Source organism: Paraburkholderia sp. 40, assembly GCF_050434105.1.
Lineage (GTDB): Bacteria > Pseudomonadota > Gammaproteobacteria > Burkholderiales > Burkholderiaceae > Paraburkholderia > Paraburkholderia tuberum.
Genome location: NZ_JBNPVY010000002.1, coordinates 1,423,598 through 1,448,664, shown reverse-complemented (window position 1 = coordinate 1,448,664; position 25,067 = coordinate 1,423,598). Strand labels below are relative to the sequence as shown.

Below are 25,067 nucleotides of genomic sequence, written 5' to 3'. Positions count from 1 at the left end.
CAGTCCCCACCCAGAGGCAAACGAAAATGAAAACATCGCGGCGCCATTTCCTGTTGGTCAGCGCGGGCGTCGGCTCGTCGCTCGCGCTGTCTCGGGTCGCGTTCGCCGCGACCGTTCCCAATGCGCTCAGCGAGAGCGATCCGCAGGCGCAGGCGGTCGGCTATACCGAAGATGCGTCGAAGGTCGACAAGGCCAGATTTCCGAACTTCGCGGCCGGGCAATCGTGCGCGAACTGCTCGCTGTTCCAGGGCAAGGCATCGGACGCATACGGCGGCTGCACGCTGTTCGGCACTAAACAGGTCGCGTCGCGCGGCTGGTGCAGCGCGTATACGAATATTTGAGCACGCCGCCGTAGCGTTCGCAGCGGTGCTATAGCAGCGCCTTCAGCACGAGTTCGTGCGAGTGGCCAATCCACACGGCGGCGTCGCGATGATCGCGCAGCGCGTCGCCGGTGTTCGGATGCAGAAAGACATCGAGCGCGCCGTGATTGAGCGTGAGCCAGCCGACCACGTCGGCGAACTGCGTGTGCGCGAAGGCGAGTTGATACGACCACATCGGATGCGGCCCGACCGGCCGTTCGTGGAAGCGCCCGATCTGCAGTTTGTCGCCCCAATGCGCGTCGATCTGCTCGCGAAACGCCCAGGCGGCGTCGCGGCTCGCCGGGTCGAAGTAGATGTGCGCGTGCCAGCTTTGTATCGCTGAAGCAGCGCGAAAAGTCATATCAGGGTTCATTGCCAGGCTCGTTCCGTATCAGTCTTTATCCGACATTCGTTCTGCTTCGCTTTCCGCCGGCGCGCGCGCTGCAAGGCGCATGTGAAACTGTGTCTGATCCTCGCCGACGATCTCGAAGCCAAGACGATCGTACAGCCGTTTGGCGGGATTGCCCTTGAGCACCTGCAAGCTGACCGGCAGCGCTTCGGCCGCGGCGGCGCGCAGGATCGTGCGCAGCGCTTGCTCGCCGATGCCGCGACCCTGTAGCGCCGGCGCGATCTGCAACTGCACGACGAACCATTCGACGTCGTTGCGATGCGCCTTCAACAAGCCCGCGGGCGCGCCGTCGATGCAGACCACCTGCGCCGCGTCGTAGCGATGCAACAGGCGCGCGCGATGGGCGTCGTCGTCGGTCGGCTCGCCGGCGCGCGCCAGGTGTTCGGTCATCGTCGTCTTGCGCAGTTCGAGCAGGAAGGCTTCGTCGTCTGGTTGCGCGGGGCGCAAGGTCAACCCGGATCGTTGGTCGGGGAGTTGGGCGGACATGTCGGCAAGGTGGTGGCGCGCGATGAACGTGCGAAGCGCGAGTAAGAATTGTCGTCGATTGTCGCGCCGGCTGCGCTTTTTTACCACGCGGCTATGTTGCAGTCTTCTCACCTTGCGATGCAGGGCGAACGCTCGATGCGGCGAGGCGCCGCTTGCTGCGTTGTGTGGCATGCGCTTTGCTCCAGCTTGATTCGCTTTTCGCGGGCACGGTCGTCGACCCATCGCGGCCGCGCTATCCGCACCACCGTACGAACAGACAAGACGAGGCCTCCGACGATTGGCGCGCGAACGTTCGCTTCCCGCGTCACCCGATGCGGCGAGCGTCCAGATGGTTATCCGGGGACGTTCGCGTTATGCGGCGAACGTCGTAATCAACGTTGCGAGGTGGGCTATGACGATGATCGAGGCGGTACCCAGCGTCTCGGCAGATGGACGCGCGGTGATTTTCCAGCTTTCGTCGCGGGGACGAGACCTTGAATGCGCGGTCACGCGCGAGGCGCTCGAGCAGCACTTCTGGCTGCAACACGGCGCGGGCGAGGCGCGCGTTCTGAAGACGTTCGCGGATGGGCGCAAACGTATTACGGCGATCGCCGAACGAAAAATGCTCGCGCGTCCCGGTGAGAAGGTCTTGCTGACGATCGACGATTTCTCCACACGCGGTTGACGTGCGTGGCGCGGCGCGCGTCATCGCTCGACGCCGCACATGCGATGACGCGGGCGCGACGGCACTGGCTCCGCTCGGCCTGAACCCGGCCGGCTTCGCACTTCCCGTTTTTCTCTCAGGCTTTCGCAGCACCGTTTCGGTGCAATCGCTGATTTTCACATCGAGCGCTCCGTAGGCCCGCTGTTACATCGATTCGCCAAATTAACCCACCAAAGCGCTTCGTTTCGCTCAATTGCTTTCGCACGTGCGCGCATACACTCTTTTCCATGGAGCGAGGAATCACCGACCTCCATCGATGCGATCTTCCCCTCGTGTCGGATTTGAACCGTACCGTTGATAAGTAGTCTGCAGTTCGCAGTTCGCAGTGCGTATCTCGCAGTTGGCAGTCCGCAGTTGACGCAATTCAAGCGCGCAATGCATCGAGCACGAGCGCGAAGCAACAGGGGTAGCGGCCAGAAGTAGCAGATAGCGAGGACCGGCCCACATGCAGTCGCAATTGAAGTGGTAGTTTGAATCGGCAGTTTGAAGCTTCCTGTCGAGCGGTAGAAATTGCCGGTGCAGTACACGTAAGCAATAGCTTTGCAGGTTAGGTGGTTATAGGTTGGCAGGCATCCACGCGCCTGCTCGGCCGTTCCATCCTCTCAGCCCTGTTCCTCGCGGAACAGGGCTTTTTTTCGTCTCAACGAAGCGGGCTTCTTGTTTCTGGCGGCTTCGAACCGATATGCCGAAATTGCGTTCTTCGATACGTTCGAAGAACGGGCGCGTCGCATGGCGTGAACTGTCGGGCGCGAAATACGTCGGACGTTTGAGCGCGGCGTTTGCCGCCGTCGCGTGCCGAAGTCCGGGCGCGCTGCCGAAAGAAGGAGGTTGAATCGATGTCCAGCAAGTCGCGAGTTCACAAGCCCGGCCGCACGGCCATGTCCCCCTTGCTGCGTTCTCTGACCCAGAGCCGCACCGCGCACGCGCCGGTCACGCAGACCCTGCTGTTGCAGGCCTACGCCGCGCTCGATGCATTCCGCCGCGGCCACGGCGCGCGCATTCTGCACACGACGCTGAGCCGGCATTTGCTGGTGTCGCAGGAACTTGTGCATGCCGGACGGGGCGCCGACGCGCGCGCCGACATCGAAAGCGCGCATGCGGCGATGGTGCGGCTCGATGCGCGCGAGCGCCAGACTGGCCGCTGGTCGCTCGCAGACGACGACTACGCAAGTCTGTGCGCGGCGCTAGCGATTTTCGACGGACAGTTGTCGGCGGCGTCGCTGAGCGAGCTGGCGAGCGCGGAAGCGAAAATGATCGAAGGTTTGATGCGTTCCGCGCGACTGCGGGCGCTGGCGGGAGCGGCGGTTTGAGCGGCACGCATCTGGCGGCGCGCATTTCGAAAGCGTCGCGGGTCACCGGCGCTGCGCTCAATGCGCTATCGGCGAGCCCGAGCGAGTGGCTGCCCGCTGCGCTGCGTTTCGTCGAACGGCTGATACGACCGTTTCAGCGCGGACGTGAATGGATTACGGACACATTGAAAGCGGCATCGACGTGTCGCGCGAGGCCGACCGATGCGCGTGGCGCGGCTTGTTACGAGTGTCCGTAGAAGTCCCGCCGGGCGCGTTTGCCGCTGCGATTCCCGCTTGCTAGACTGGCTGCGCCTGCTTGCCGCCTACCTGCTTGCGTACCTCCTGCATACCGCCGAGGCCAGGCGTCGCTGGCGTCGTTGCGATGCCGACCCGCGCATACAACCGAGCCCTATCGGAGACATCATGTCCTACATGCTGCTGATCGTCGAACCCACGGACCAACGCGAGGAGCGCGGCGAAGCCGCGGGCCGCGACCTCTACGACGAGATGGTGCGTTTCTCCGAGAACCTGAAAGCGCGCGGCAAGCTGCTCGCGGTCGAGTCACTGACTTCGCAGAAGGACGCCGTGCGCGTGCAGGTCCGCCATGGCGAATCGAAGCTCGTCGACGGGCCGTTCGCCGAGGCGAAGGAGATGATCGGCGGCTTCTTTCTGTTGAACTGCGACAGCCGTGAAGAGGCCGTGACGATCGCGCAAACCTGCCCGGCGGCGTCGTGGTGCACGGTCGAGGTGCGCAAGCTCGGACCGTGCTTCATCTAGGCACGCGTCACTCCCACTTCACCAGCTTCGGTGTTTTCCCTGGGATGTCGGGACCGCCGCGCGTGTCGATCGGACCGTGCATCGCGCGTCGTGTGAGTAAGGGGCGAGCCGGCATGGCCCCGCCAGAATCCACTCACGACCAACCACTAACAACAAGGAGCAACGACATGCGATTCATGATCATCGTAAAAGCCACGGCCGCGAGCGAAGCCGGCGAGATGCCCGAACCGTCGCTGATCGCGGCCATGGGCGCCTACCACGAAGAACTCGCGAAGGCCGGCGTGCTGCTCGACGCGACGGGCCTGCAGCCGAGCTCGAAAGGGTGGCGCGTGCGCTATAGCGGCGGCAAACGGAGCATCGTGGACGGGCCGTTCGTGGAGACCAAGGAGCTGATCGCGGGCTACACGTTGATCCAGGTGCGCTCGCGCGACGAGGCGATGGAATGGGCGCGGCGTTTTCCGGCGCCGTTCGGTGAGCACGCCGATGGCGAAATCGAAGTGCGGCAGCTGTTCGAACTCGACGACTTCGAGCCGGGGCCGGAAGTCGAGCGCTTTCACAAGCTCGAAGAAGATCGCCGCTGATTTGATGGACTACGTCTGGGAGCCCGCGTACATGTTCCTGAACGCGCAACCGCCGGCAGCAGGTGAAGGCTGACGCCGTGACGATACAGGCCACCCATCGTGCGATCGACGCTGTCTGGCGGATCGAATCCGCGAAGGTCATCGCTCACGTCGCGCGGATCGTGCGCGACGTGGGACTCGCCGAGGAACTCGCGCAGGACGCGCTGGTGGCCGCGCTCGAGCATTGGCCGGACGCGGGCGTGCCCGACAACCCCGGAGCGTGGCTGATGACGGCCGCGAAGAACCGCGCGCTCGATCGCCTGCGCCAGGAAGCGCTGCATGCGCGCAAGCGCGAGGAGCTCGGCCACGATCTCGACGCGATCGAAGCGCACGTGGTGCCCGATTTCGTCGATGCGCTCGACGCCGCGCGCGCCGACGACATCGGCGACGATCTGCTGCGGCTCATCTTCACCGCGTGCCATCCGGTGCTGTCGACCGATGCGCGCGTCGCGCTGACGCTGCGCCTGCTCGGCGGCCTCACCACCGACGAAATCGCGCGCGCGTTTCTCGTGCCGGAGCCGACCATCGCGCAGCGGATCGTGCGTGCGAAACGCACGCTGTCGGCGGCGCGCGTGCCGTTCGAGGTGCCGCAGGCGGACGCGCGCGCGGCGCGGCTCGCGTCGGTGCTGCAGGTGATCTACCTGATTTTCAACGAAGGTTATTCGGCCACGGCCGGCGACGACTGGATGCGCCCGACGCTATGCGAGGAGGCGTTGCGGCTTGGGCGCGTGTTGAGCGGACTCGTGGCCGACGAGAGCGAGGTCCACGGTCTCGTTGCGCTGATGGAGATTCAGGCGTCGCGTACGCGCGCGCGCACCGACGCCCAGGGGCGCCCGGTACTGCTGCTCGATCAGGATCGCAGCCGCTGGGACCCGCTGCTGATTCGCCGCGGCCTCTCCGCGCTGGACAACGCGCATGCGCTCGGCGGCGAGAGCGGGCCGTATGCGTTGCAGGCGGCGCTCGCCGCGTGCCATGCGCGAGCGCGCCGCGCCGAGGACACCGACTGGGCGCAGATCGTCGCGCTCTACGATGCGTTGGCGCAGGTCGCGCCGTCGCCGGTAGTGGAGTTGAATCGCGCGGTCGCGGTGGGGATGGCGTTCGGGCCGGCGGCCGGACTCGAGATCGTCGATGCGCTCGCCGCCGGTTCGGCGCTCGCGAATTATCACTGGCTGCCGAGCGTGCGCGGCGATCTGCTGGTCAAGCTTGGACGCGTCGACGAAGCCCGCGCGGAGTTCGAGCGCGCCGCGGCGATGACGCGCAATACGCGCGAGCGCGAGTTGTTGCTGGAGCGTGCGCGCGGGCTCGCGGATTGAGGCTGGCACATTGGTGCTGGCACATTGGTGCTCACGCACACGTCAGTGCCGCCTCAACGAATCAGCTGCCGCATCCCCAACGCAACGATCAAGCCGCCGCACACACGATCCACCCACACCTTGCCGCGCCGATAAGCCGACGCGATGCGCTGATGCGACAGCGCCAGCGCGACGAACCCATACCAGCTGCTCGCGACGACGAACACCATGCCGAGCATCGCGGCGAAGGTGCCGGTACTCACATGCGCTGGCGCCGCCGACGAAAATACCGCGGCAAAAAACGCCATCGACTTCGGATTCGCAATGTTGGTCGCGAAGCCCTGCGCGAACGCCTGCCTGAAGCCGCCCGCCGGTGCCTTGACGAGCACCGCTTGCCGCGCCGCCGAGGCATTGAAGATCAACCGCCCGCCGAACCACAACAGGTAACACGCGCCCACGATCCTGACCATGAGCGCGAGCCACGGGAACGCGGCGAACACGATGCCGACGCCAAGAATCGCGCAGCTGGCCCAGAACAGATTGACGAGCACGATGCCGGCGACCATCGCGAGCGCTTCGATGCGCGTCGCCGAAGCGGCCTTGTGTGCGACCGCGACGAAGTTCGGGCCCGGACTCACCACGCCCGCGACATACACGGAAAACACGCCGACCACGGCGGACCCATCGATCACGACACACTCCCGATTGCAAAGCTCTGGGTGAAAAGTAACGCGAGCATCCCGCTCATAGCCCGAAGAACGCCGCGCCCGCGGTCAAGACGCCCACTCCCGCGACGAGGTACGACAGATTGCGCAGCCAGTTCTTGCGCGTGAGCAGCGTGATCGCGCACAGCGCAATCGCGACCTGAATCAGCAGCGTCGCCTGAGCCCAGCGATGATGGCCATGCAACAGCGTTTCGCTGCGCGTATCGGCGGCGACGACCTGTTTTTCGATCGCTTCTGCGTTCGCGCGGATCGGCTCCTTTTGCTGCTTGTATTTCTCGACGTCGGCGACGAACTTCGCGTGCGCGTCGCTATTGGGCGCCGACAGCGCCGCGCCGAGTTCCGCGAGGTTTTCCTTTTCGCCCTTCGCCTGGTAGTAGCTCCACTGGTTCGACGCTTCGGTCTTCTTGATCGCGGCTTCGTTCTTGAAGAACAGCGCGAGGTTTTCGGCGTTGCCGCTCTGGTACGCGCACAGCGCGCCGATCGTCGCGAGGATCGCGGTCATCACGGCCATGCGGCTCGCGAACGGATCGGCGTCGTGATGTGCGGCGTGGCCGGCGTGTTCGACGGCATGGTCGTGCGGACCGTGTACTTCATATTCTTCAGACATCAGATTCTCCGAGGCAATGCTTTTGTCGTTCTCGCCGGACGGCGTGGGCGCCCGGCGGTCGCAATCTTAGCGCGTCGCGGACGCCCGGAGGCCGCAGCTTCAATGCACCGTGCCAGAGGGACGGTTATTGCATGCGGATCACGACGCGCCCGCGCGTGCCGGCGGCGACCGCCTCGTAGGCTTCGCGCGCGCGGGCGAGCGGGAATTCCTGCGCGATCGCCGGGCCGCTCAGCTTGCCGTTGTCGAAGCCCTCGACGAGCGCCGTCATCAGCGGCGCCGATTCCGCGACGCCGAGCTTAGCGCTGTCGACGCCGAGCAATTGCGTCTCGTTGTGATAGAAGTCGATCAGATCGAACTCGACGCGGCGCTTGCCGGTCCCGCTGATTTCGAGCACGCGGCCGCGCCGCTTCGCGAGACTCAGTGCGGTCTCGAACGCGACACCGCCTACCGTGTCGTACACGACTTCCGCGCCCGCGCCGCCGGTCAGCTCGCGCACGCGTGCGGCCGCGTGTTCGTCGAACGCCACGTAGGCGTCGATCAGGCGGCCCGCGGGCGTGGCGGGATCGAGCGGCCGGCGGTCGACGGCGATCACGCGCGCGCCGCGTGCTTTCGCGATCTGCACGACCGCGCCACCGACACCGCCGCTCGCGCCAAGCACGGCAATGGTCTCGCCGGCCTGCAACTTTGCGTATTCGACGGTGCCGAGCCACGCGACAACGAAGTTCACGCCGATGGCCGCTGCCTCGACGTGGCTCAACGCCACGGGCTTGCGCGACAGCGCCGCGACCGGAATGCGGAGGTATTCGGCGTGCGTGCCGTCGCGCGTGAAGCCGATGTCGCCGCCGGTCCCCCACACCTCGGCGTCGAGCCACGCGGCCGGGCCGTCCACCACCACGCCGCTGAAGTCGCGCCCGGGCGTGCGCGGCAGCACCGTATGTTCGAAATGGCCGGACACGTTCTTCACGTCGCTCGGATTGACCGAGGCCGCCATGACCCGCACGACCGCATGCTCCGCGTCGGCCTGCGGCGTCGGCAGATCGACGTATTCGAGCACTTCGGGGTTGCCAAAAGATTTGAACTGAATCGCTTTCATCGTGCGTGGCTCCGGTTGGTCTTGCGCCGCGTTGCGCAGCGAATGCACCGTAGTCTAAATGACGCGAGTAAAGTTATCAGGACAACGGCTTTCAGATTTCGGGCAACCCGCGCGCCGGGTACGCGATCACCCATGCTCTAACCCGCCTGACCCGCCTCGTCGGCCTTCGGCGCCTGAGCATGCCGCTGGTGTTCGGCGGCCAGAAACATGTACATCGCCGGCACGACGAACAACGTGAACAGCGTGCCGATCGACATCCCGGTGAAGATCACGAGCCCCATTGCGTTGCGGCCCGCCGCGCCCGCGCCCGACGCGATCACGAGCGGCACCACACCGAGCACCATCGCCGCGGTCGTCATCAGGATCGGGCGCAGCCGCACGCCCGCCGCTTCCTCGACCGCTTCGCGCTTCGCGCGACCTGCGCGCTGCAGTTCGTTGGCGAACTGCACGATCAGAATGCCGTGTTTGCTGACGAGCCCCATCAGCGTGACGAGGCCGACCTGCGTGTAGATGTTCAGCGTCGTCAGGCCGATGTTGATGAAGATCAGCGCGCCGAACAGCGCCATCGGCACCGAGATCAGGATGACGACCGGATCGCGGAAACTCTCGAATTGCGCCGCGAGCGCGAGGAACACGATGATCGTCGCGAGCAACAGCGTGATGACGAAGCCGCCCGACTCCTGCACGAACTGGCGCGACTCTCCCGAGTAATCGGCCGAGTAGCCGGCCGGCGCGACCTGCGCGGTCGCCTGGCGCAGAAAATCGAGCACCTGGCCTTGCGAGACGCCCGGCACGATGACGCCGGAGATCGTCGCCGAGTTCAACTGCTGGAAGTGGTTGATCGATTCGGGCACGACGCTGTGCCGCAGATGCGCGACCGTCGACGCCGGAATCACGCTGCCGTCCGGCGTGCGCAGATAGTAGTCGAGCACCTGCGACGGATTGAGCCGGTCGGTTTGCAGCACCTGCGGAATCACCTTGTACGAGCGTCCCGCAATCGAGAAGTAGTTGACGTAGCCGCCACCCAGCGCCGAACCGAGCGCCTGTCCGACGTCGCTTTGCGACAGCCCGAGCGAGGCCACCTTGTCGCGGTCGACGACGAGCACCGCTTCCGGCTTGTCGATCTTCAGGTCGCTATCGACGAAGAAGAACATGCCGCTTTCTCGTGCTTTTTCGAGCACCGCTTGTGACACCTCGTTGAGGTTTTCGAACGGCTCGGTCGTGCTGATCACGAACTGCACCGGCAAACCCTGCGAGCCCGGCAGCGGCGGAAACTGGAACGCGGCGACGCGCGCCCCCGCGATCTGATTCCACTTCTGCTGCAACTCCTGCTGCAGCACGGTCGCGTTCTTGCCGCGCTGATCCCAGGTCTTGAACAGCACGCCGCCGATGCCCCGGTTGATGGTCGGCGAGCCCGTGAGCTGGAACATCTGCGAGTATTCGGGCAGCGACTTCGAGGCGTCGAACACCTGGTCGGCGTAGGTCTGCATCTGCTGGATGGTCGCGTTGGGCGGCCCGATGATCTGCGACAGCACGACGCCCTGGTCTTCCTGCGGCGCGAGTTCCGACTTCGAGGTCATGAACAGATACACGGTGCCGCACAGCAGCAGCGCGCCCATGATCACGAACACAGGCCAGGTATCGAGCGTCGCGTGCAACAGGCGGCCGTAGCCGCGATGCACGCGCTCGAACTGGCGGTCGACGAAACGCGTGAAGCGCCCTGACTGCTGCTCGACGCGGAAGAAGCGCGAGCACATCATCGGCGACAACGTGAGTGCGATCACGCCCGACACCGTCACCGCGCCCGCGAGCGTGAACGCGAATTCGGTGAAGAGCGCGCCCGTCAGCCCGCCCTGGAAGCCGATCGGCGCGTACACGGCGATCAGCACGACGGTCATCGCGACGATCGGGCCGCCCAGTTCGCGAGCGGCGATCAGCGCGGCGTCGAACGGTGTCCTGCCTTCGTGCTTCATGTGCCGATCGACGTTCTCGACGACGATGATCGCGTCGTCCACGACGAGCCCGATCGCGAGCACGAGTGCGAGCAGCGTGAGCAGATTGATCGAATAGCCGAGCACCTGCATCACGAAGAACGTGCCGATCAGCGACAGCGGCATCGCGATCAACGGCACGATCACCGCGCGGAAGCTGCCGAGAAACAGGAAGATCACGATGGTGACGATCACGAGCGCTTCGACGAGCGTTTTGATCACTTCCCTGATCGCGGTGTTGACGAAGTCGGTCGCGTCATAAACGATGTCGCCTGTCATGCCGGTCGGAAACTGCTTCTGCAGATCGGGAAACAAGGTTTTCACGCGCTTGGCCACGTCGAGAATGTTCGCGTCCGGCGCGACCTTGATGCCGATGAACACCGACCGCTTGCCGCTGAACGCGACGTTGAAGTCGTAGCTGTCGGCGCCGAGCACGACGTTCGCGACATCCTCGAGACGCACGATCGAGCCGTTCTTCTGCTTGACGACGAGCTGCTTGAAGTCGTCGACGGTATGCAGGTCCGTGCCCGCTTCCAGGTCGACGCTGACCATTTGCCCCTTCGTCGTGCCGAGCGTGGCGAGATAGTTGTTGTTGCCGAGCGCGGTGTACACGTCACTCGCGCTCACGCCGTGCGCGGCGAGCCGCGCCGAGTCGAGCCACGCGCGCATCGCGAACTGCCGCCCGCCGAGCACTTCGGCGGTCTGCACGCCCTGGATCGAATCGAGCTTTGGCTTGACCACGCGCAGCAGGTAATCGGTGACGTTGTTGCTTGGCAGCACGCTGCTGTAGAAGCCCATGTACATCGCGTCGGTGGTCTGCCCAGTCTGCACCGTCAGCACCGGCTGCTGCGCCTGCGGCGGCAACTGGTTGCGCACCGAGCCGATCTGCGTGTTGATCTCGGTCAGCGCGCGGTTCGCATCGTAGTTCAGACGCAGCGTCGCGATGATCGTCGACACGCCCGTGATGCTCGTCGACGACATGTAGTCGATGCCCTGTGCCTGTGCGATCGCCGCTTCGAGCGGCTGCGTGATGAAGCCGGCGATGGTGTCCGAGTTCGCGCCGTAGTAGGCCGTCATGATCGTGACGACCGCGTTCTCGGTCTGCGGATACTGGCTGACCTTCAGCACCGCGAGCGCGCGCAACCCGAGCACGAGGATCAGCAGGCTCACGACCGAAGCGAGTACCGGCCGGCGAATGAAGATGTCCGTGAACATGATCGGGTGGCCTCGCTTATTGTTCCTGCGGCGTCGGATTCGGACTGTCCGACGGCTGCACGCGGTTGTCGATGATGAGCGGCGTGCCGTTCTTGAGCTTGATCTGGCCGCTCGTCACGACCTGCGTGCCGTCGTCGATGCCCTTCAGAATCGCCACCTGGTCGCCGCGCGTCGGCCCCGGCGTCACGAACACCTGCTGCGCGACGGGAAGCGTCTTGCCCTGCGCGTTGGGCTGCGTGCCGGGCTTCACGATGAACACGGTCGCGCCGTACGGGTTGTAGGTGATCGCCGTTTGCGGCAGGGTCAGGTAGCGCTGTTCGGCGCCCGAGTCGATCTTCACGTTCGCGTACATGCCGGGCAGCAGTTTGCGCTCGCGATTGTCGACGCTCGCTTCGATCTGTACGTTGCGCGTCGCGCTATCGATTTTCGGGCTCATCGACTGGATCTTGCCGGTGAAGGTTTTCCCGCTGTACGCGTTGGTATCGACGTTGACGGTCGCGCCGATCGCGAGCTGGCCGAGCTGTTGTTGCGGTACCGAGAAGTCGGCGTAGATCGGATCGATGGCTTGCAGCGTGACGATCGCGTCGCCGGGATTCAGATATTGCCCCGGATTGATCGTCGTGATGCCGAGGCGCCCCGCGAACGGCGCACGAATCGTCTTCTTGTCGACGAGCGCCTGCTGTTGCGCGACCTGCGCCTTCTTGCCCTTGAGGTCGGCCGCATCGGCGTCGAGCTGCGCCTTCGCGATCGCCTTGATGTCGTACTGCGCGCGGTCGCGCTCGTAGACCGTCTGCGCGAGTTGGGCCGCGGCCTGCAACGATTGCAGCAGCGCGACGTCGCTGTCGGCGTTGAGTCGCACGAGGATCTGTCCGGCTTTCGCTTCCTGCCCCGACACGAACGCGACCTCGCGCACGAGGCCGGCGACTTCGGTCGTCACGTCTACGCCGCGCACCGCGCGCAGGCTGCCGACCGCCGCGAGCTGCGGCTGCCACGACTGATAGTGGATCACCACCGCCGAGACCGTGGCGGGCGGCGCGGTGTTCGCCGCCATGAACTTCGCGAACATGTGCGCGCGGAACAGGTTGAAACCGACCAGCGCGGCGAGCAGCAGGCCGACGCTGATCAACATGATCACCATCCGCTTTGTCATCGGTTTTCTTTCGGCCATCGTGATGTCCTTGCTCGGCTTGGGGCGAGGGCTGGGGTTGCGTCAGGGCACGGTCAATGTGGCGTTGCGGCGGTTGCCGTCGTTGCTGATGGCGACGACGTGTTCGACGCGCTCGCCGACGCGGCGGCCGGCGCGGCCGCGGACTCGGGCGCGGCGGCATTCCACCAGCCGCCGCCGAGCGCCTGGAACAGCGCCGCCGTGTCGGCGTAACGCGCGGCCTGCGCCTGCGCGAGACTCACGACCGTTTGCTGATACTGGCGTTGCGCGTCGAGCAGCGCGAGGTAGCTGACGCCGCCGACCCGATACTGTCCGCGCGTCAGTTCGAGCGAATCGCTCGCGGCGCGCGACGCGTCGGTCTGCGCCTTGAGGCCGGTTGCGTCGTGTTCGAGCGCGCGCAGCGTGTCCGCAACGTTCTGGAACGCGAGCAGCACCGTCTCGCGGTATTGCGCGCCGGCCTGCTCGTAGGCGGCCTCGGCCGCGCGCTTCTGCGCGCTCAGCTGGCCGCCGTGAAAGACCGGTTGCAGCAAGCCCGCGCCGATGCTCCAGATCGTGCTGCCGGCCCTGAGCACCTGCGCGGGCGTCAACGCTTCGGCGCCGTAGCTCGCGGACAGCGTGATCTGCGGATACATCGCCGCGGTCGCGACGCCGACCTGCGCGCTCGCCTGATGCAGCGTGGCGTCGGCGGCAAGGATGTCGGGGCGCTGGTGCACCAGCGACGACGGCAGGCTCACGGGCAGCGTGTCGGGCAGCGAGAACATGTCGAGCGTGAAGTCGGGCACCGAGGTATCGCTCGGCAGCTTGCCGGCGAGTACTGCAAGCTGATGGCGCGCCTGATCGAGCTGCTGATGCAGCGGCGGCAGCGTCGCGCGGGTCTGCGCGAGCAGCGTTTCCTGCGCGAGCACTGCCGTGCGGCTCACGCCGCCGAGTGAGAATTGCTGGTCGAGCACGTTCAGCTGCTGCTCTTCCTCGGTAGCGATCCGCTCGGTCGCGTCGATCTGCGCGCGCACCGACGCTTCCTTGACCGCCGCGGTCACGATGTTGGCCGATATCGTGAGATAGGCGGCCTGCAGCTGGAAGCGCTGATAGTCGATTTGCGCATGCAGCGCTTCGAGTTCGCGCCGCGCGCCGCCGAACACGTCCAGCTTGTACGAGACGTTGACCGACGCGTTGTAGAGATTGAATTCCTCGACGAGGCCGGGCTGGCCGAACGCGATGCCGTTGATCTTTTCGCGCGTGGCGCTCAGTTGCGCGTCGACGCTCGGCAGCAAGGTGCCGCCGGCTTGCGCGGTGTAATTCTCGCGAGCCTGTCGCAACGCCGCCTGCGCGGCGGCCATGTTCGGACTGTTGGCGATCGCCTCGCGGATCAGCGCGTCGAGCGGCTCGCAATGAAACAGCGTCCACCACGCGGCGGGAATGTCCTGGGCCGGCGCGAAACGCTGCGGCAGGCCTGCGGGGCCGGGCGCGGAGGCGGTCTGGTCGGGCAGCGGCGTGGTGGTGAAGGTGTCGGTGACCGGCGCGGGCGGCGCGTGGTAGTCGGGGCCGACCATGCAGCCGGCCAGCGCGACGCAGCTGCACAGCGCAACGTAGAGGCGCCGCCAGACAATCCGCTGACTCACGTCGATCATCGATCTACCTTGTATCGCCAATGGCGGGTGGACCGGACGAAGATGTTCAGGGCACCCGAACGTTCTTGGAGTTGTCTTGCCGACGCTGGAATTTACCATGCACGGCGCGAACCGCGCTTGGCCTCGCGTTCGCTGGCGGACGAAGGTGGATACGAGATCACGTAGGAGGGTGATGATGGCAGGCGGTGCTACCGCTGTCTGCCACGCCCGGCGCGGCATTCATGAAAATTTCACGGATTCGGGCACGCGGTTGGCTCGGTTGGGGATACCCATGGTGATCCAGTTTCCGGGACCCACCCGTGCTCGCTCATTTGCCTCCGTCGGCGCCGCGCTGGCGGGGTCGGGTGTCGCGTACGGCGGAGCTTTGTGTTTGGCGAATATATCGCGCTTGACGAACTGGTCGAGTTGTTGCCTGGTTATCGATCGTCTGGTTTTACGGGGCCTCGTCCGCCGCTCGGCGCTGCGCGATCAGATCGGCGAGCCGCTCGATCTGCTGCCCTTGCGCATCGAAATTGCCCGCGTCGAGCCACCGCTCATAGCACGAGCGCAATGCCGGCCACTCGCTGTCGATGATCGAAAACCACGCCGTGTCGCGATTGCGCTCGCGATAGACGATCGCCTGCCGGAAGATCCCCTCGAACGTAAATCCATAGCGCAACGCGGCCTTGCGCGACGGCTCGTTCAGCGAATCGCATTTCCATTCGAAGCGCCGATAACCGAGCTTGTCGAACACTTCGCCTAGCAGCAGGTACATCGCATCGGTCGCGATGCGCGTGCGCTTGAGCCGCGGCGAATACGTGATGTGGCCGACTTCGATCACGCCGTTGGCCGGATCGATCCGCATCAGCGAGAGCGTGCCGACCGGCTTGCCCGTCGCCAGGTCGATGACCGCGTAGTGCAGCGGATCTTTCGATGCCGCCATCTGCGTCAGACGCTCACGATAGGCCGCGAGGCTGTCGAACGGGCCGACCGCCAGATAGGTCCAGTCGCGGCCGTCGGTGGCCGAGCCGTACGCGTCGAAGAGGTCGGCCGCGTGGCGCTCGACGTCGACCGCTTCGAGCCGGCAATAGCGGCCGCCCAGCGGCTCGCGGCCCGGCGGCTGCGCGCCGTGCCAGCCGGGCAGGGGCGCGCCGATTGGCTGGCCGTAGGCGTTACGTGTGGGTTCCATGTCTGTTCTCCTGTCGATGAATGGGCGATGCCGGAGGATGCCGATGCGTGTCGATTCAGGAACGATACGGCAAACGTGGTATGTTCAAAAGATCCACGACGTGCTTATTCGATAGGTCCAGCCACCATGATCGAAATCATCGGACCGCTCGTCCATGCGGACGACGCGTTCGCCGCGAGCGGGGCCAGCGGGGCCAAGCGGCCCGCGCCGCTGCAAAAGCAACTGATCGAACGTCTGCAGCAGGCGATTCTCGCCGGTCGTCTGCCGGCCGGGTCGCTGCTGCCGTCGTCGCGGCTGCTCGCCGCCGAAATGGGCGTGTCGCGCAACACGGTCGTGATCGCTTACGAGCATCTCGCCGCGGTCGGCTACGTGATCGCCGATCGCCAGGGCACGCGCGTGAGCCCGCTGTCGAGCCCCGCCGCGCGAGGCGAGCGGGCGGCGGCGTCGGGCGCGCTGGAGGTCGTATACGCGGCGCGCGTCGAGCAGTTCGCGGCGTCGCACAATCACGCCGACAACGGGTACGCGCTGACCCCCGGCACGCCCGCGCTGGACCGTTTCCCGCTTGCCGCGTGGCGGCGCGCGCTCGAACGTGCGATGGAGCGCGCATTACCGCGCGCGCTCGGCTACGGCACGCCGGCCGGCGAGCCCGCGCTGCGCGACGCGATCGCCGCGCATCTGCGGATGGCGCGCGGCGTGCGCTGCAATGGTTCGCAGGTCGTGATCACCGAGGGCGCGCAGGAGGCGCTGAACCTGTGCGTGCGACTGCTGACCAATCCCGGCGATGTCGCATGGATCGAGGACCCCGGCTATCGCGGCGCGAAGGCCGCTTTCAACGCGGGCGACTTGCGCACGCTGCCGATTCCCGTCGACGCCGAAGGCATGGCCGTGCCGGCCGACGCGTGGCACACGCATCCGCCGAAACTGATCTACACGTCTCCCGCGCATCAGTATCCGACCGGCGCGGTGCTGTCGGTGGCGCGGCGGCTCGCGCTGATTGCCGAGGCGCGGCGCTGCGGCGCGTGGCTGATCGAGGACGATTACGACGGCGAGGTGCGTCACACCGGCGAGCCGATCGCGAGCATGCAGGGCCTCGTCGACGAGGCGCCCGTGCTGTACGTCGGCTCGTTCAGCAAGACGATGTTTCCGGCGCTGCGCATCGGCTTCGTCGTGCTGCCGCGCGCGATCGCCGCGCACGCCGCTGTTGCGCTGCAAGAGATGCTGCGCGGCGGGCATCGGCTGGAGCAGCTGGCGCTCGCGCATTTCATCGAAAGCGGCGAATTCGGGCGGCATCTCGGGCGGATGCGGCGGCTGTACCGCGAGCGGCAGCAGGCGCTGCGCGACGCGCTTGCCGAGCATTTTCCGGCGGCGACGATTCTTGGCGGCGATTGCGGCATGCATCTGACGCTGCGGCTGCCGGCGTCGCTCGACGATCGCGCGCTCACGGCGCGGGCGCAGGCGTTGGGGTTGAATCCGCGCGCGCTGTCGGGGTTTTCGATCGGGGCGTCGGAGCAGACGAACGGGCTCGTGATCGGGTATGGCAATACGGAGGCGGAGCGCTTGGGGCCCGCGGTGAAAGCGCTGGCGGAGGTGGTGCGGCAGATGGACGGCGAGGCGCGACCGGCTGCGAGGCGCTCGGCAAAACGGGGCGGAAAAACCGTCGTCCGGCCCCGCAAAAAACTCGCCCCGCCACGCCGTACGCCCGCCACTCCGGGCATGTAAGTTTTACGTTTGTCCGCCTGGCCCATGTCGCGCTATCGTGTCGTATGCGTGGCGACTTCGCAGTTCCGATGTGCTGATTTGCCCGCATGTGCCGCGCTTGCCCGTCCCGTCGCGCGGCGGTGTGGCGCCAGCGATGGGCACGAACAATGCGTTCAGTGTGGTTATCGATGACGATCTATCCGACCGGAGACGACATGAAGGAAATCGAACCGACCCCGTGGTTTGACCTTGCCATCCATACGCCCGTACGCGAAGGCTGGTACGAAGTGCAGTTGGCGAGCGGGGACACGGCGTTTGCGAAATTTGGCGACGGCGTGTGGACCGAAAAGCCGTTGCTCGTATTCACGCACTGGCGCGGCCTGTCCGCCGATCCCTCGAAAGCCGCGGACGGCGCGGCCGAGTCGGTCGGCGCCGAAGCCACCGCGGCGCAAGGCGTGCGCGCCGCCTGGAACGCGTTCTTCCCGGGACTCGGCGACGAGCAGCACAAGCCGCTCAATGCGGTGCCGAACGGCAAGGCGCCACATTGAGGATCCCTTGAAATTCGTTTGAAGTCCGGTCGGGCGGCGGCTTGTGGGCCGCCGCCCGGTAGCTCGATTCGGCCGCCATCCGCGCGTGGTTCGAATCGCTCTCGTATCGCTCGGGCCTGCGCCGCATCGCATTTCTTCCACCCCGCTACAATCAGCGTCATCCTTTCGACGCCATCACGATGCTATGAACGCCACCCGAGAAACCGTGGAATTGTCGCGCGCGACTCAACTGCTCAATCACGGACCCGTCACGCTGATCACGAGCGCACACGATGGTCGTTCGAACGTGATGGCCGCGTCATGGGCGATGCCGCTCGACTTCAATCCGCCGAAGGTGGTGGTGGTCGTGGATAGCCGCACGCTGACGCGTCGCCTGATCGAAGCGAGCGGCGTGTTCGGGCTGCAGTTGCCGAGCCGCGGTTTCGCCGCGCAAACGCTCGCGGTCGGCACGCACGCGGGCGTCGAACTCGACAAGTTCTCCGCGTTCGATCTCGAGACCTTCCGCGCGCAAAAAATCGACGCGCCGATGCTGGCCGGCTGCATCACCTGGATGGAATGCAAGGTGATTCCGGACGACAGCCAACGGCACGATCTGATCATCGGCGAGGTGGTCGCCGCGTATGCGGATAGCCGCGTGTATTCGCGCAACCGCTGGCATTTCGGCGACGATCCCGACCTGCGCACATGCCATTACGTGGCCGGCGGTACCTTCTTCGCGACGGGCGATGCATTCGAGGTGGCGCCCATCGCGGCCTCCGCGCAGTGACCGGGCTTAGGTGCTCCGTTCGGTTTCGCCTTCGGCGAATGCTTTGAGCGCGTCGCCGGCGAGACGATAACGTACCCATTCGCTTTGCGGATTCGCGCCGATCGACTTGTAGAAGCCGATGGCCGGCTCGTTCCAGTCGAGCACGCTCCATTCGAATCGACCGCAGCCCGTTTCGCAGGCGATCTGCGCGAGATGGCGCAGCATCCGTTTGCCCGCGCCGCTGCCACGCGATGCGGGCGATACGTACAGGTCTTCCAGATAAAGCCCCTGCTTGCCGAGCCACGTCGAATACGAAAAGAAGTACACGCAAAAACCGACTGGCTCGCCGTTCATTTCGCAGATCAGCGCTTTCGCGGGCGCGCCCTCGGAAAACAGGCTCTTCTCGATGTCTTCGACGCCGGCGACGACTTCGTGTTCGGCTTTTTCGTAGATCGCGAGTTCGGTGACGAAGCGCAGGATCAGGGGGGCGTCGGAAGCGGTGGCGGGGCGGATGTGGATCGTCAAGGTCTAGTGCTCGGTGAGTTCGGTGATGACTGCCGGCCGGCGGGCGCTACGCGCCAAATGCGCCGGCTTCGGAACAGACTCACATCGTAGCAAAGAGCCAAAGGCCCCGCCGCGAACAGACCGGGACCTCAGGTGTTTCCTACAGACCGAAGGCGAACAATTTCAGCGGCCCCGGTCCACTCGTCGAGCCAGAGCCCCAGAACACCACGCCGTCCGCAATGGCCGGCCCGGCATTGCATGCACCCCCGCTATTGAATGACCACAGGACTTTTCCGTTGGAAGAATCGAGCGCGTACATCGTGCCATTCGTATAGTCGAGATTGCATCCGAAGACCACGCCATTGGCGACACTGACGGCTGCCTCCGCGCGGCTTCCGAGCGGGTCCGGCGTGGTCCACTTCACTGCGCCGGAATTCGCGTTGAGCGACGCCCAACCGCCAGACGTGGTGGTGCCACCGCCGTTCGCCAATTGCCATACGCCTGGCGTCGTTCCCGCTCCGGTCATTCCGCTATTCGATACCGCAACATAAATGAACTGGCCATCGTTGGCCGATCCCCACTGAAGACCGCCTGTGAGTCCCCCAGGGGCGACCTGCGTGGACCAGCGCAGAGCGCCTGTGTCTTCATCGAAGGCCCAGAACATCCCGCTCTTCTGCCCCGCGCCGACCAGTCTGCCAGCATTGCCGTTGCCACCGAAGAGCATCGGTCCTTGCGCGAAGTCCCAGTCCGGACCTTTCGGATTGGGACAGTTGGCGTTCGGCGGAAGGGTGAAGACGCCCGGGACGTTGAGGCCGCAGCCGACATTCCACGTGTCGTACGGCAGACCGCGCGCGGACCATTTGACTGCGCCCGTGGTCATGTCCAGCGCAAGGATCGAGTCGAAGTGATCGTTCGGATCGATGCACGAGGTCGGCGTGCCGCCACTGTTCATGCAGTCGAGTACGGCCTGAGGCACTGCCCAGTTGTTGCCGGAACCCATGAACACCGTATTGCGATCGACGTCGACGGCGCCCGTGCTTCCCCAGACGGAGCCGCCGAAATAACCCTTCGGTATCGTGTATGTTTGCCATTTGATTGCGCCGGTCGCGACATCGAGTGCGACGACGCTGCCGCGGAAACTCCACTGCCAGGCAGGCGGAGGGACATAGGCGGCCATCAATTCTTCGTTCGATGTGGTTCCTACAAAAGCCGTACCGTTCGCGATGACGGCAGACTGCGTGACCATTGAATAAGTGGTTGAATCGACTTGCGTGTGCCAAAGCCGCAGGCCAGTGTTCTTGTCAACGGCAAAGACCTGGGCCGGTTGCGGACTCGACAGTTTGCCGCTTTGATTGCCGAGTATCAGTACGTTTCCGGAGATGGCGGGAGTTGCGCGCGCGTAGTCGTTGGGGATGTTCGTATAGGACGATACAAGGTTCTTCCAGATCAGCTTGCCGGTCTTCCTGTCGACCTTGTACAGATAGCCCGCGGAATCCGGGAAATAGGCATAGCGGTCATCGAGGGCAGGGGTCGCCGTCACGTTTCCGCTTGTGTCGGCTGCCCAGAGTTTGTGAATGGAACCTGCTGTCTTCGGACTAATGGCCGATTCATTCGCCTGATTTCGGGAGTTCATCAAGCCGTTACCCGAAGTCGTCCAATCGGTCGCATAGGCAATGCTGCTCGTTGTTAAACCAAATAGCAGCGCACACGCTGAACACAACGTGTCAGTTCTCATGTCGTCTCCTCGGGAATTATTTGGAAAAGCTGCGTTTGCGTTTTTGCGAAGCAGGAATACAGATAGTTAGAAGACCAGGTAAACAATTTATAGCGGTGGGGTGGGGCAATCGAAAATATAGTGAACGTCCGATCAGGGCGCATGGGCGGAATGTGCGAAATCGCACAGAGCACGTCATATCAGGCACAGTGCTTTATCGCTGTTTTCTACATTGCGAAGTTATTTCGAGGGATTCATGCTATTTGCATGAAACGAGTTCGCGCTATGGTTGTGAATCGAATTAATAAGGCGCGATCCGACGAGGAGAGAATCTCATTTCCGGTCTTTAAGCCCGACCGCAATTCGCGTAGTCACCAATGAGCGCGCGTTCGGACCGGAAGAGAGACCGAAACGGCACTGCCGCGCTTCAACCCTCCGGCAACACCGACTTACCGCGCCGCTTTTTCGGCTTAGGCTCGACACCCACTCGCGGGTCCCGCTCCAGCACGAGTGCCGTCAACTGCTCGACAGTGTCTTCAAACGCAGGATCCTCCTGCGGCACGTAAAGCCATTTCCCAAGCACCGGGTGAGGCCGCAACGCAGGCACATCGGTAATCAGAGCAGCATGGCGTTCCCGCGACGTACAGACGAGAAGCCCATTCCACGGCTTATCGCGATCGGCGGCAACCAGGCACAATAGCCCATCGATATACGCAGCGTCGCTACCAAACATCCGCCGACGCATATACGTCGGATCGCGTTCGAACGCGTCGAAGATCCACAGGAGCGAATTGCTGATCGAAGAGGGCATCGGCGGACAATCTCAGGAAGCGCGGGTGAACGAAGATAAGTTTACGTAAATTCTCCAGGCGCGGCAGCGAGCCAATTGAAGATCGAGCAAGTCCGGCTAGGTAAGATGTGTCCAACCTCGGCGACTATATCGAAACTCGCACGATCCAGACCATGTTAGCTCACACAGACGCCGCCGCTGCCTACACGAAGCGCTTCGAAGCCGTTCTCGCCTATATCGATGCAAACCTCGAGGGCGATCTGTCGGTCGACGCGCTAAGCCGCATCGCAAACTTCTCGATGTTCCATTTTCATCGACAGTTTGTCGCGTATGTCGGCGTGCCCGGTTCTCGATGCCGCGCTCGACGCCGGGTTTGACAGTCCCGAAGCCTTCAGCCGTGCGTTCAAGCGTGCGTTCGGCATGGCGCCGAGCGCGTTTCGACGACATCCAACATGGCAATTCTGGAGTGCGAGTTTTGTTGTTCCCTATGTTTCGAGGAAACTGACCATGCAAGTGAAAATCGTCGATTTTGCGGAAACCCGCGTTGCCGCGCTCGAACATTGTGGTTCGCCCGGACTCGTCAACGAGAGTGCGCGCAAGTTCATCCATTGGCGTATTCAAAGCGGACAATCACCGGTGGCGTCGAGCCGGACCTTCGGCGTCCCGCACGGCAATCCAGACACCGTGCCAGCGGATGAATTCCGTTTCGATATCTGCGGAGAGATCGACGAGCCGGTCGCGCCGAATCTCTATGGCGTGCGCGAACTCGTGATGCCCGGTGGACGCTGCGCGGTGGTTCGGCACGCAGGATCGACCGACCACATCGGCGAGACGATCTACCCGGTCTATCGCGACTGGCTGCCTTCGAGTGGCGAAGAGTTGCGGGACCATCCGCTGTTTTTCCACTACCTGAGCGTCTATCCTGAGACGCCGCTGGATCAGTGGCAGACGGATATCTACATTCCGTTGGTGTGATTGGGGAATGGGGTGTGACGAGCATGTGAGATGCCTGTAGTGCGAAGCAAGTCGCTCCCCATTCTTCGCGAAAGCTCATGTCCGAAGCCGCGGTTCGTTCGAATTCCAATTCGATTTCGGCATCGGTATCAATTGCATGAGCGCGGGTTGCGGATTGCTAATTCGGCAAAAAATGCAATTTCGAAATGTCTCTGTTTTCGCTGCACGTATCTCGCGTCCTCACTGGAACCACGCAATACCTCAAATGTCAAAAAAAGATGTCACCCGTCCATTTTGGGGAGATATCAAATGGCTGCCACGCAATCAGGGGCGGTGCCCCTCTCGGATGAGGAGGCTCGGCGCCAGTTGCGCCGTGCTGTCATCGCCAGCACGATTGGTACCACAATCGAATGGTATGACTTCTTCCTGTACAGCATTGTCACGGGTCTTGTATTCGCGAAACTGTTCTTTCCTGAATCGGACCCGCTCGTCGGCACACTGCAAGCTTTTCTGATTTACGCTGTCGGCTTTATCGCGCGGCCGGTGGGCGCGGCGATTTTCGGCCACTATGGCGATCGCATCGGACGTAAAGCCACGTTAATCGTGACGCTGTTGCTGATGGGACTCGCGACGTTTGCCGTGGGCTTTGTTCCGACCTATGCGACGATCGGTATCTGGGGGGCAATCCTGCTCACGGCGCTGCGCTTCATTCAAGGTGTGGGCGTTGGAGGCGAGTGGGGCGGTTCGGTGTTGATGTCGATGGAGTGGGCACGTACCAACAAGCATCGCGGTTTCATCGCGTCCTGGCCGCAGTTCGGCGTACCGGCGGGATTGTTCGTCGCGAATCTGGTGGTGCTTGCCATCAGTCAGATCTCCGGCAGCGCATTTCTCACCTGGGGCTGGCGGGTGCCGTTTTTCCTCAGTATCGTGCTGGTCGCGATCGGCCTCTATATCCGCTTGAGTATCCTCGAGACGCCTATCTTCGCGAAGCTGCTCGCTGAGCGCAGGATCGAAAAGGCGCCGATGCGTGAAGTATTGCGCCGGCAGCCGAAAGACATTCTTCTGTCGGCTCTTGCGCGTATGGCGGAACAGGCGCCGTTCTATATTTTCACGGCCTTTATATTCACCTATGGTGTGATGAGTCTGGGCGTCACACGCGATCTGTTGCTCACGGCAGTGCTGGCCGCTTCGGTGCTGGAATTCTTCACGATTCCGCTGTTTGGCCACGTGTCTGATCTGATCGGACGTCGACGCATGTATGTGATCGGTGCCGCTGCTGTCGGGCTATTCGGCTTCCTGTACTTTTTCATGGTTGGAACCCATAACCCGATATGGATCTTCGCGGCCATCGTACTTTCGCTGGTGCCGCATGCGATGATGTATGGTCCCCAAGCCGCGTTGATCGCCGAATCGTTCACGGGGCGCTTGCGCTACAGCGGTGCGTCGATGGGCTATCAGTTGGCTTCCGTCATCGCTGGCGGTCCGGCACCGTTGATTGCGACGGCGCTTTATGCTTACTTCCATTCGGGATTTGCGGTGGCGTGGTATGTCTTCGCATGCGCGGTGATTAGCGTGGCCGCCGCCATGCGATTGGGCGATTACACGAATAAGGACATTTCGCGGGAATACGACGACGTGCATGCATTGCATGACAGCAGACATGCCACTCCGTGAACGATCAGGCGGATGGCCGGCCACAACGGCCATCTGCAACGGCCATCTGCAACGGCCATCCGCCGAATCGACCATCAACTTTTCAGCGGCAACCAGACTTCGACTCCACCCATCCCCGTCACCGGGTCGAACTGCTCGCCATACCGTTCGAAATGCGGCGCATCGGCAGGCACGTGCCCTGACGCGGGCAACCACTGATTCCAGATCGTATTCATCGTGCGACGAATGCCTGAGATGTGCTCGCGATGAGTGAACACCGCATACCGTTGCGCGGCGATGCGCACACGACTCAACTCTGGCGGCAACGCGGAAAAATCGCTGACTTCGACGCCGCACATGTAGTCGAAGTTACCCAGTTCATCGGCGTTATAGCAAACGCCATAAGCCACCTTGCCGACCTGTCCCGGCACCCTGCCGTACCAGGCGCCAAAGCGCTGCCAATGGGATGGGATCGCCTTGCTGCTGTCGCACGTATAGCGCTCGCTCAGTCCAGCGACGAGAAACGCTCGCGCGTCTTCGAAGCGCGGCGGGTCCAGATGGCTGAGAAGGGTTTCGTCCATTTTGATCGGCTCCACAATGGTCAGGTTGTCGAGATGACCCCGCGCGCGCAGCGCGTCGGGCGTGAGCCCGAACTGATCGCGAAACGCGCGCGTGAATGCTTCGTGAGAGCCGTAGCCGGCGTCGAGAGCGACCGCGAGGATGTCGGGCGCACCATCGGCCAGACGTCGTGCGGCCTCGCTCAAACGCCGTGCGCGAACGTAGCGCATCACCGGCATCCCGGTGGCCGCTTCGAACGCGCGCGCGAGGTGAAAGCGCGATACGCAGCCACAGCGGGCGATGTCGTCGAGCGTCAACTCGCCGGCGAAGTGGCTTTCGATATACCAGAGCGCTTTTCCAACCGGGTTCATCTCGG

The 25,067-nt window shown here is 63.9% G+C and carries 23 protein-coding genes and 1 pseudogene; 11 read left to right on the top strand and 13 right to left on the bottom strand.

Going from position 1 to position 25,067, the window contains the following annotated elements:
• The first annotated feature begins 26 nt into the window (after positions 1 to 26).
• Positions 27 to 341 (top strand): high-potential iron-sulfur protein, encoded by a 315-nt coding sequence (locus tag OKW28_RS07965; protein WP_429444583.1) that lies wholly within the window; start codon positions 27 to 29, stop codon positions 339 to 341.
• 28 nt (positions 342 to 369) lie between these two features.
• Here the strand turns inward: OKW28_RS07965 and OKW28_RS07960 are convergent, their stop codons facing one another.
• Positions 370 to 720: a DOPA 4,5-dioxygenase family protein gene (locus tag OKW28_RS07960; RefSeq protein WP_090810310.1), complete on the bottom strand. Its 351-nt coding sequence runs from the start codon at positions 718 to 720 to the stop codon at positions 370 to 372.
• A 30-nt stretch (positions 721 to 750) separates the two neighbouring features.
• Positions 751 to 1,254, bottom strand: a complete 504-nt coding sequence (locus OKW28_RS07955; RefSeq protein WP_184052875.1) for a GNAT family N-acetyltransferase — start codon at positions 1,252 to 1,254, stop codon at positions 751 to 753.
• Positions 1,255 to 1,645: 391 nt separating this feature from the next.
• On the opposite strand from OKW28_RS07955, the gene OKW28_RS07950 reads away from it, so the two are divergent.
• From OKW28_RS07950 to OKW28_RS07930, 5 genes are all read left to right on the top strand, one after another.
• The gene (locus OKW28_RS07950) at positions 1,646 to 1,918 is read left to right on the top strand and encodes a DUF1488 domain-containing protein (protein ID WP_429444581.1); all 273 of its coding nucleotides are present in this window, start codon (positions 1,646 to 1,648) and stop codon (positions 1,916 to 1,918) included.
• Between the two features lie 875 nt (positions 1,919 to 2,793).
• Positions 2,794 to 3,267 carry a hypothetical protein gene (locus tag OKW28_RS07945; RefSeq protein ID WP_429444580.1) on the top strand — a complete coding sequence of 158 codons (474 nt, stop codon included), beginning with the start codon at positions 2,794 to 2,796 and terminating at the stop codon, positions 3,265 to 3,267.
• A 402-nt stretch (positions 3,268 to 3,669) separates the two neighbouring features.
• Positions 3,670 to 4,023, top strand: coding sequence for a YciI family protein (locus OKW28_RS07940; protein ID WP_429444579.1), 354 nt, complete (start codon positions 3,670 to 3,672; stop codon positions 4,021 to 4,023).
• Positions 4,024 to 4,190: 167 nt separating this feature from the next.
• Entirely contained in the window at positions 4,191 to 4,604 is a 414-nt protein-coding gene (locus OKW28_RS07935; protein ID WP_018423912.1) for a YciI family protein, read from the top strand.
• A 77-nt stretch (positions 4,605 to 4,681) separates the two neighbouring features.
• On the top strand, positions 4,682 to 5,956 hold the full coding sequence (locus OKW28_RS07930) for an RNA polymerase sigma factor (RefSeq protein ID WP_429444577.1): 1,275 nt from the start codon (positions 4,682 to 4,684) through the stop codon (positions 5,954 to 5,956).
• A gap of 53 nt (positions 5,957 to 6,009) precedes the next feature.
• On the opposite strand, the gene OKW28_RS07925 is transcribed toward OKW28_RS07930, so the two are convergent.
• The 7 genes from OKW28_RS07925 to OKW28_RS07895 form a co-directional block, all read right to left on the bottom strand.
• A complete protein-coding gene (locus OKW28_RS07925) occupies positions 6,010 to 6,627 on the bottom strand; it encodes a LysE family translocator (protein WP_429444576.1) in 618 nt (205 codons plus the stop codon).
• A gap of 52 nt (positions 6,628 to 6,679) precedes the next feature.
• Complete coding sequence (locus tag OKW28_RS07920; protein WP_184030515.1) at positions 6,680 to 7,267, bottom strand: DUF4337 domain-containing protein; 588 nt, start codon at positions 7,265 to 7,267, stop codon at positions 6,680 to 6,682.
• 124 nt (positions 7,268 to 7,391) lie between these two features.
• Positions 7,392 to 8,360 (bottom strand): quinone oxidoreductase family protein, encoded by a 969-nt coding sequence (locus OKW28_RS07915; protein WP_429444574.1) that lies wholly within the window; start codon positions 8,358 to 8,360, stop codon positions 7,392 to 7,394.
• A 137-nt stretch (positions 8,361 to 8,497) separates the two neighbouring features.
• Complete coding sequence (locus tag OKW28_RS07910) at positions 8,498 to 11,566, bottom strand: efflux RND transporter permease subunit (protein ID WP_429444572.1); 3,069 nt, start codon at positions 11,564 to 11,566, stop codon at positions 8,498 to 8,500.
• Positions 11,567 to 11,582: 16 nt separating this feature from the next.
• Positions 11,583 to 12,734, bottom strand: coding sequence for an efflux RND transporter periplasmic adaptor subunit (locus OKW28_RS07905; RefSeq protein ID WP_429444570.1), 1,152 nt, complete (start codon positions 12,732 to 12,734; stop codon positions 11,583 to 11,585).
• Between the two features lie 53 nt (positions 12,735 to 12,787).
• A complete protein-coding gene (locus OKW28_RS07900) occupies positions 12,788 to 14,359 on the bottom strand; it encodes an efflux transporter outer membrane subunit (protein WP_429444568.1) in 1,572 nt (523 codons plus the stop codon).
• A 433-nt stretch (positions 14,360 to 14,792) separates the two neighbouring features.
• The gene (locus OKW28_RS07895) at positions 14,793 to 15,527 is read right to left on the bottom strand and encodes a GNAT family N-acetyltransferase (RefSeq protein WP_429444565.1); all 735 of its coding nucleotides are present in this window, start codon (positions 15,525 to 15,527) and stop codon (positions 14,793 to 14,795) included.
• A gap of 126 nt (positions 15,528 to 15,653) precedes the next feature.
• On the opposite strand from OKW28_RS07895, the gene OKW28_RS07890 reads away from it, so the two are divergent.
• The 3 genes from OKW28_RS07890 to OKW28_RS07880 all read left to right on the top strand — a co-directional run bounded on the left by OKW28_RS07890 (position 15,654) and on the right by OKW28_RS07880 (position 18,539).
• A complete protein-coding gene (locus tag OKW28_RS07890) occupies positions 15,654 to 17,246 on the top strand; it encodes a PLP-dependent aminotransferase family protein (RefSeq protein WP_429444564.1) in 1,593 nt (530 codons plus the stop codon).
• A 194-nt stretch (positions 17,247 to 17,440) separates the two neighbouring features.
• A complete protein-coding gene (locus OKW28_RS07885) occupies positions 17,441 to 17,773 on the top strand; it encodes a hypothetical protein (protein WP_184030473.1) in 333 nt (110 codons plus the stop codon).
• A 184-nt stretch (positions 17,774 to 17,957) separates the two neighbouring features.
• Positions 17,958 to 18,539 (top strand): flavin reductase family protein, encoded by a 582-nt coding sequence (locus tag OKW28_RS07880; protein ID WP_429444562.1) that lies wholly within the window; start codon positions 17,958 to 17,960, stop codon positions 18,537 to 18,539.
• Between the two features lie 6 nt (positions 18,540 to 18,545).
• On the opposite strand, the gene OKW28_RS07875 is transcribed toward OKW28_RS07880, so the two are convergent.
• The 3 genes from OKW28_RS07875 to OKW28_RS07865 all read right to left on the bottom strand — a co-directional run bounded on the left by OKW28_RS07875 (position 18,546) and on the right by OKW28_RS07865 (position 21,547).
• Complete coding sequence (locus OKW28_RS07875; protein WP_429444560.1) at positions 18,546 to 19,043, bottom strand: N-acetyltransferase family protein; 498 nt, start codon at positions 19,041 to 19,043, stop codon at positions 18,546 to 18,548.
• A 139-nt stretch (positions 19,044 to 19,182) separates the two neighbouring features.
• On the bottom strand, positions 19,183 to 20,655 hold the full coding sequence (locus OKW28_RS07870; protein ID WP_429444558.1) for a PQQ-binding-like beta-propeller repeat protein: 1,473 nt from the start codon (positions 20,653 to 20,655) through the stop codon (positions 19,183 to 19,185).
• A 508-nt stretch (positions 20,656 to 21,163) separates the two neighbouring features.
• Complete coding sequence (locus tag OKW28_RS07865) at positions 21,164 to 21,547, bottom strand: hypothetical protein (RefSeq protein ID WP_429444556.1); 384 nt, start codon at positions 21,545 to 21,547, stop codon at positions 21,164 to 21,166.
• 152 nt (positions 21,548 to 21,699) lie between these two features.
• On the opposite strand from OKW28_RS07865, the pseudogene OKW28_RS07860 reads away from it, so the two are divergent.
• Both OKW28_RS07860 and OKW28_RS07855 read left to right on the top strand, forming a co-directional pair.
• Positions 21,700 to 22,501 (top strand): annotated as a pseudogene (locus tag OKW28_RS07860) (AraC family transcriptional regulator).
• A gap of 288 nt (positions 22,502 to 22,789) precedes the next feature.
• Positions 22,790 to 24,154 carry an MFS transporter gene (locus tag OKW28_RS07855; protein ID WP_429333238.1) on the top strand — a complete coding sequence of 455 codons (1,365 nt, stop codon included), beginning with the start codon at positions 22,790 to 22,792 and terminating at the stop codon, positions 24,152 to 24,154.
• 74 nt (positions 24,155 to 24,228) lie between these two features.
• Here the strand turns inward: OKW28_RS07855 and OKW28_RS07850 are convergent, their stop codons facing one another.
• Entirely contained in the window at positions 24,229 to 25,062 is an 834-nt protein-coding gene (locus OKW28_RS07850) for an AraC family transcriptional regulator (RefSeq protein WP_429444554.1), read from the bottom strand.
• Positions 25,063 to 25,067 lie beyond the last annotated feature (5 nt).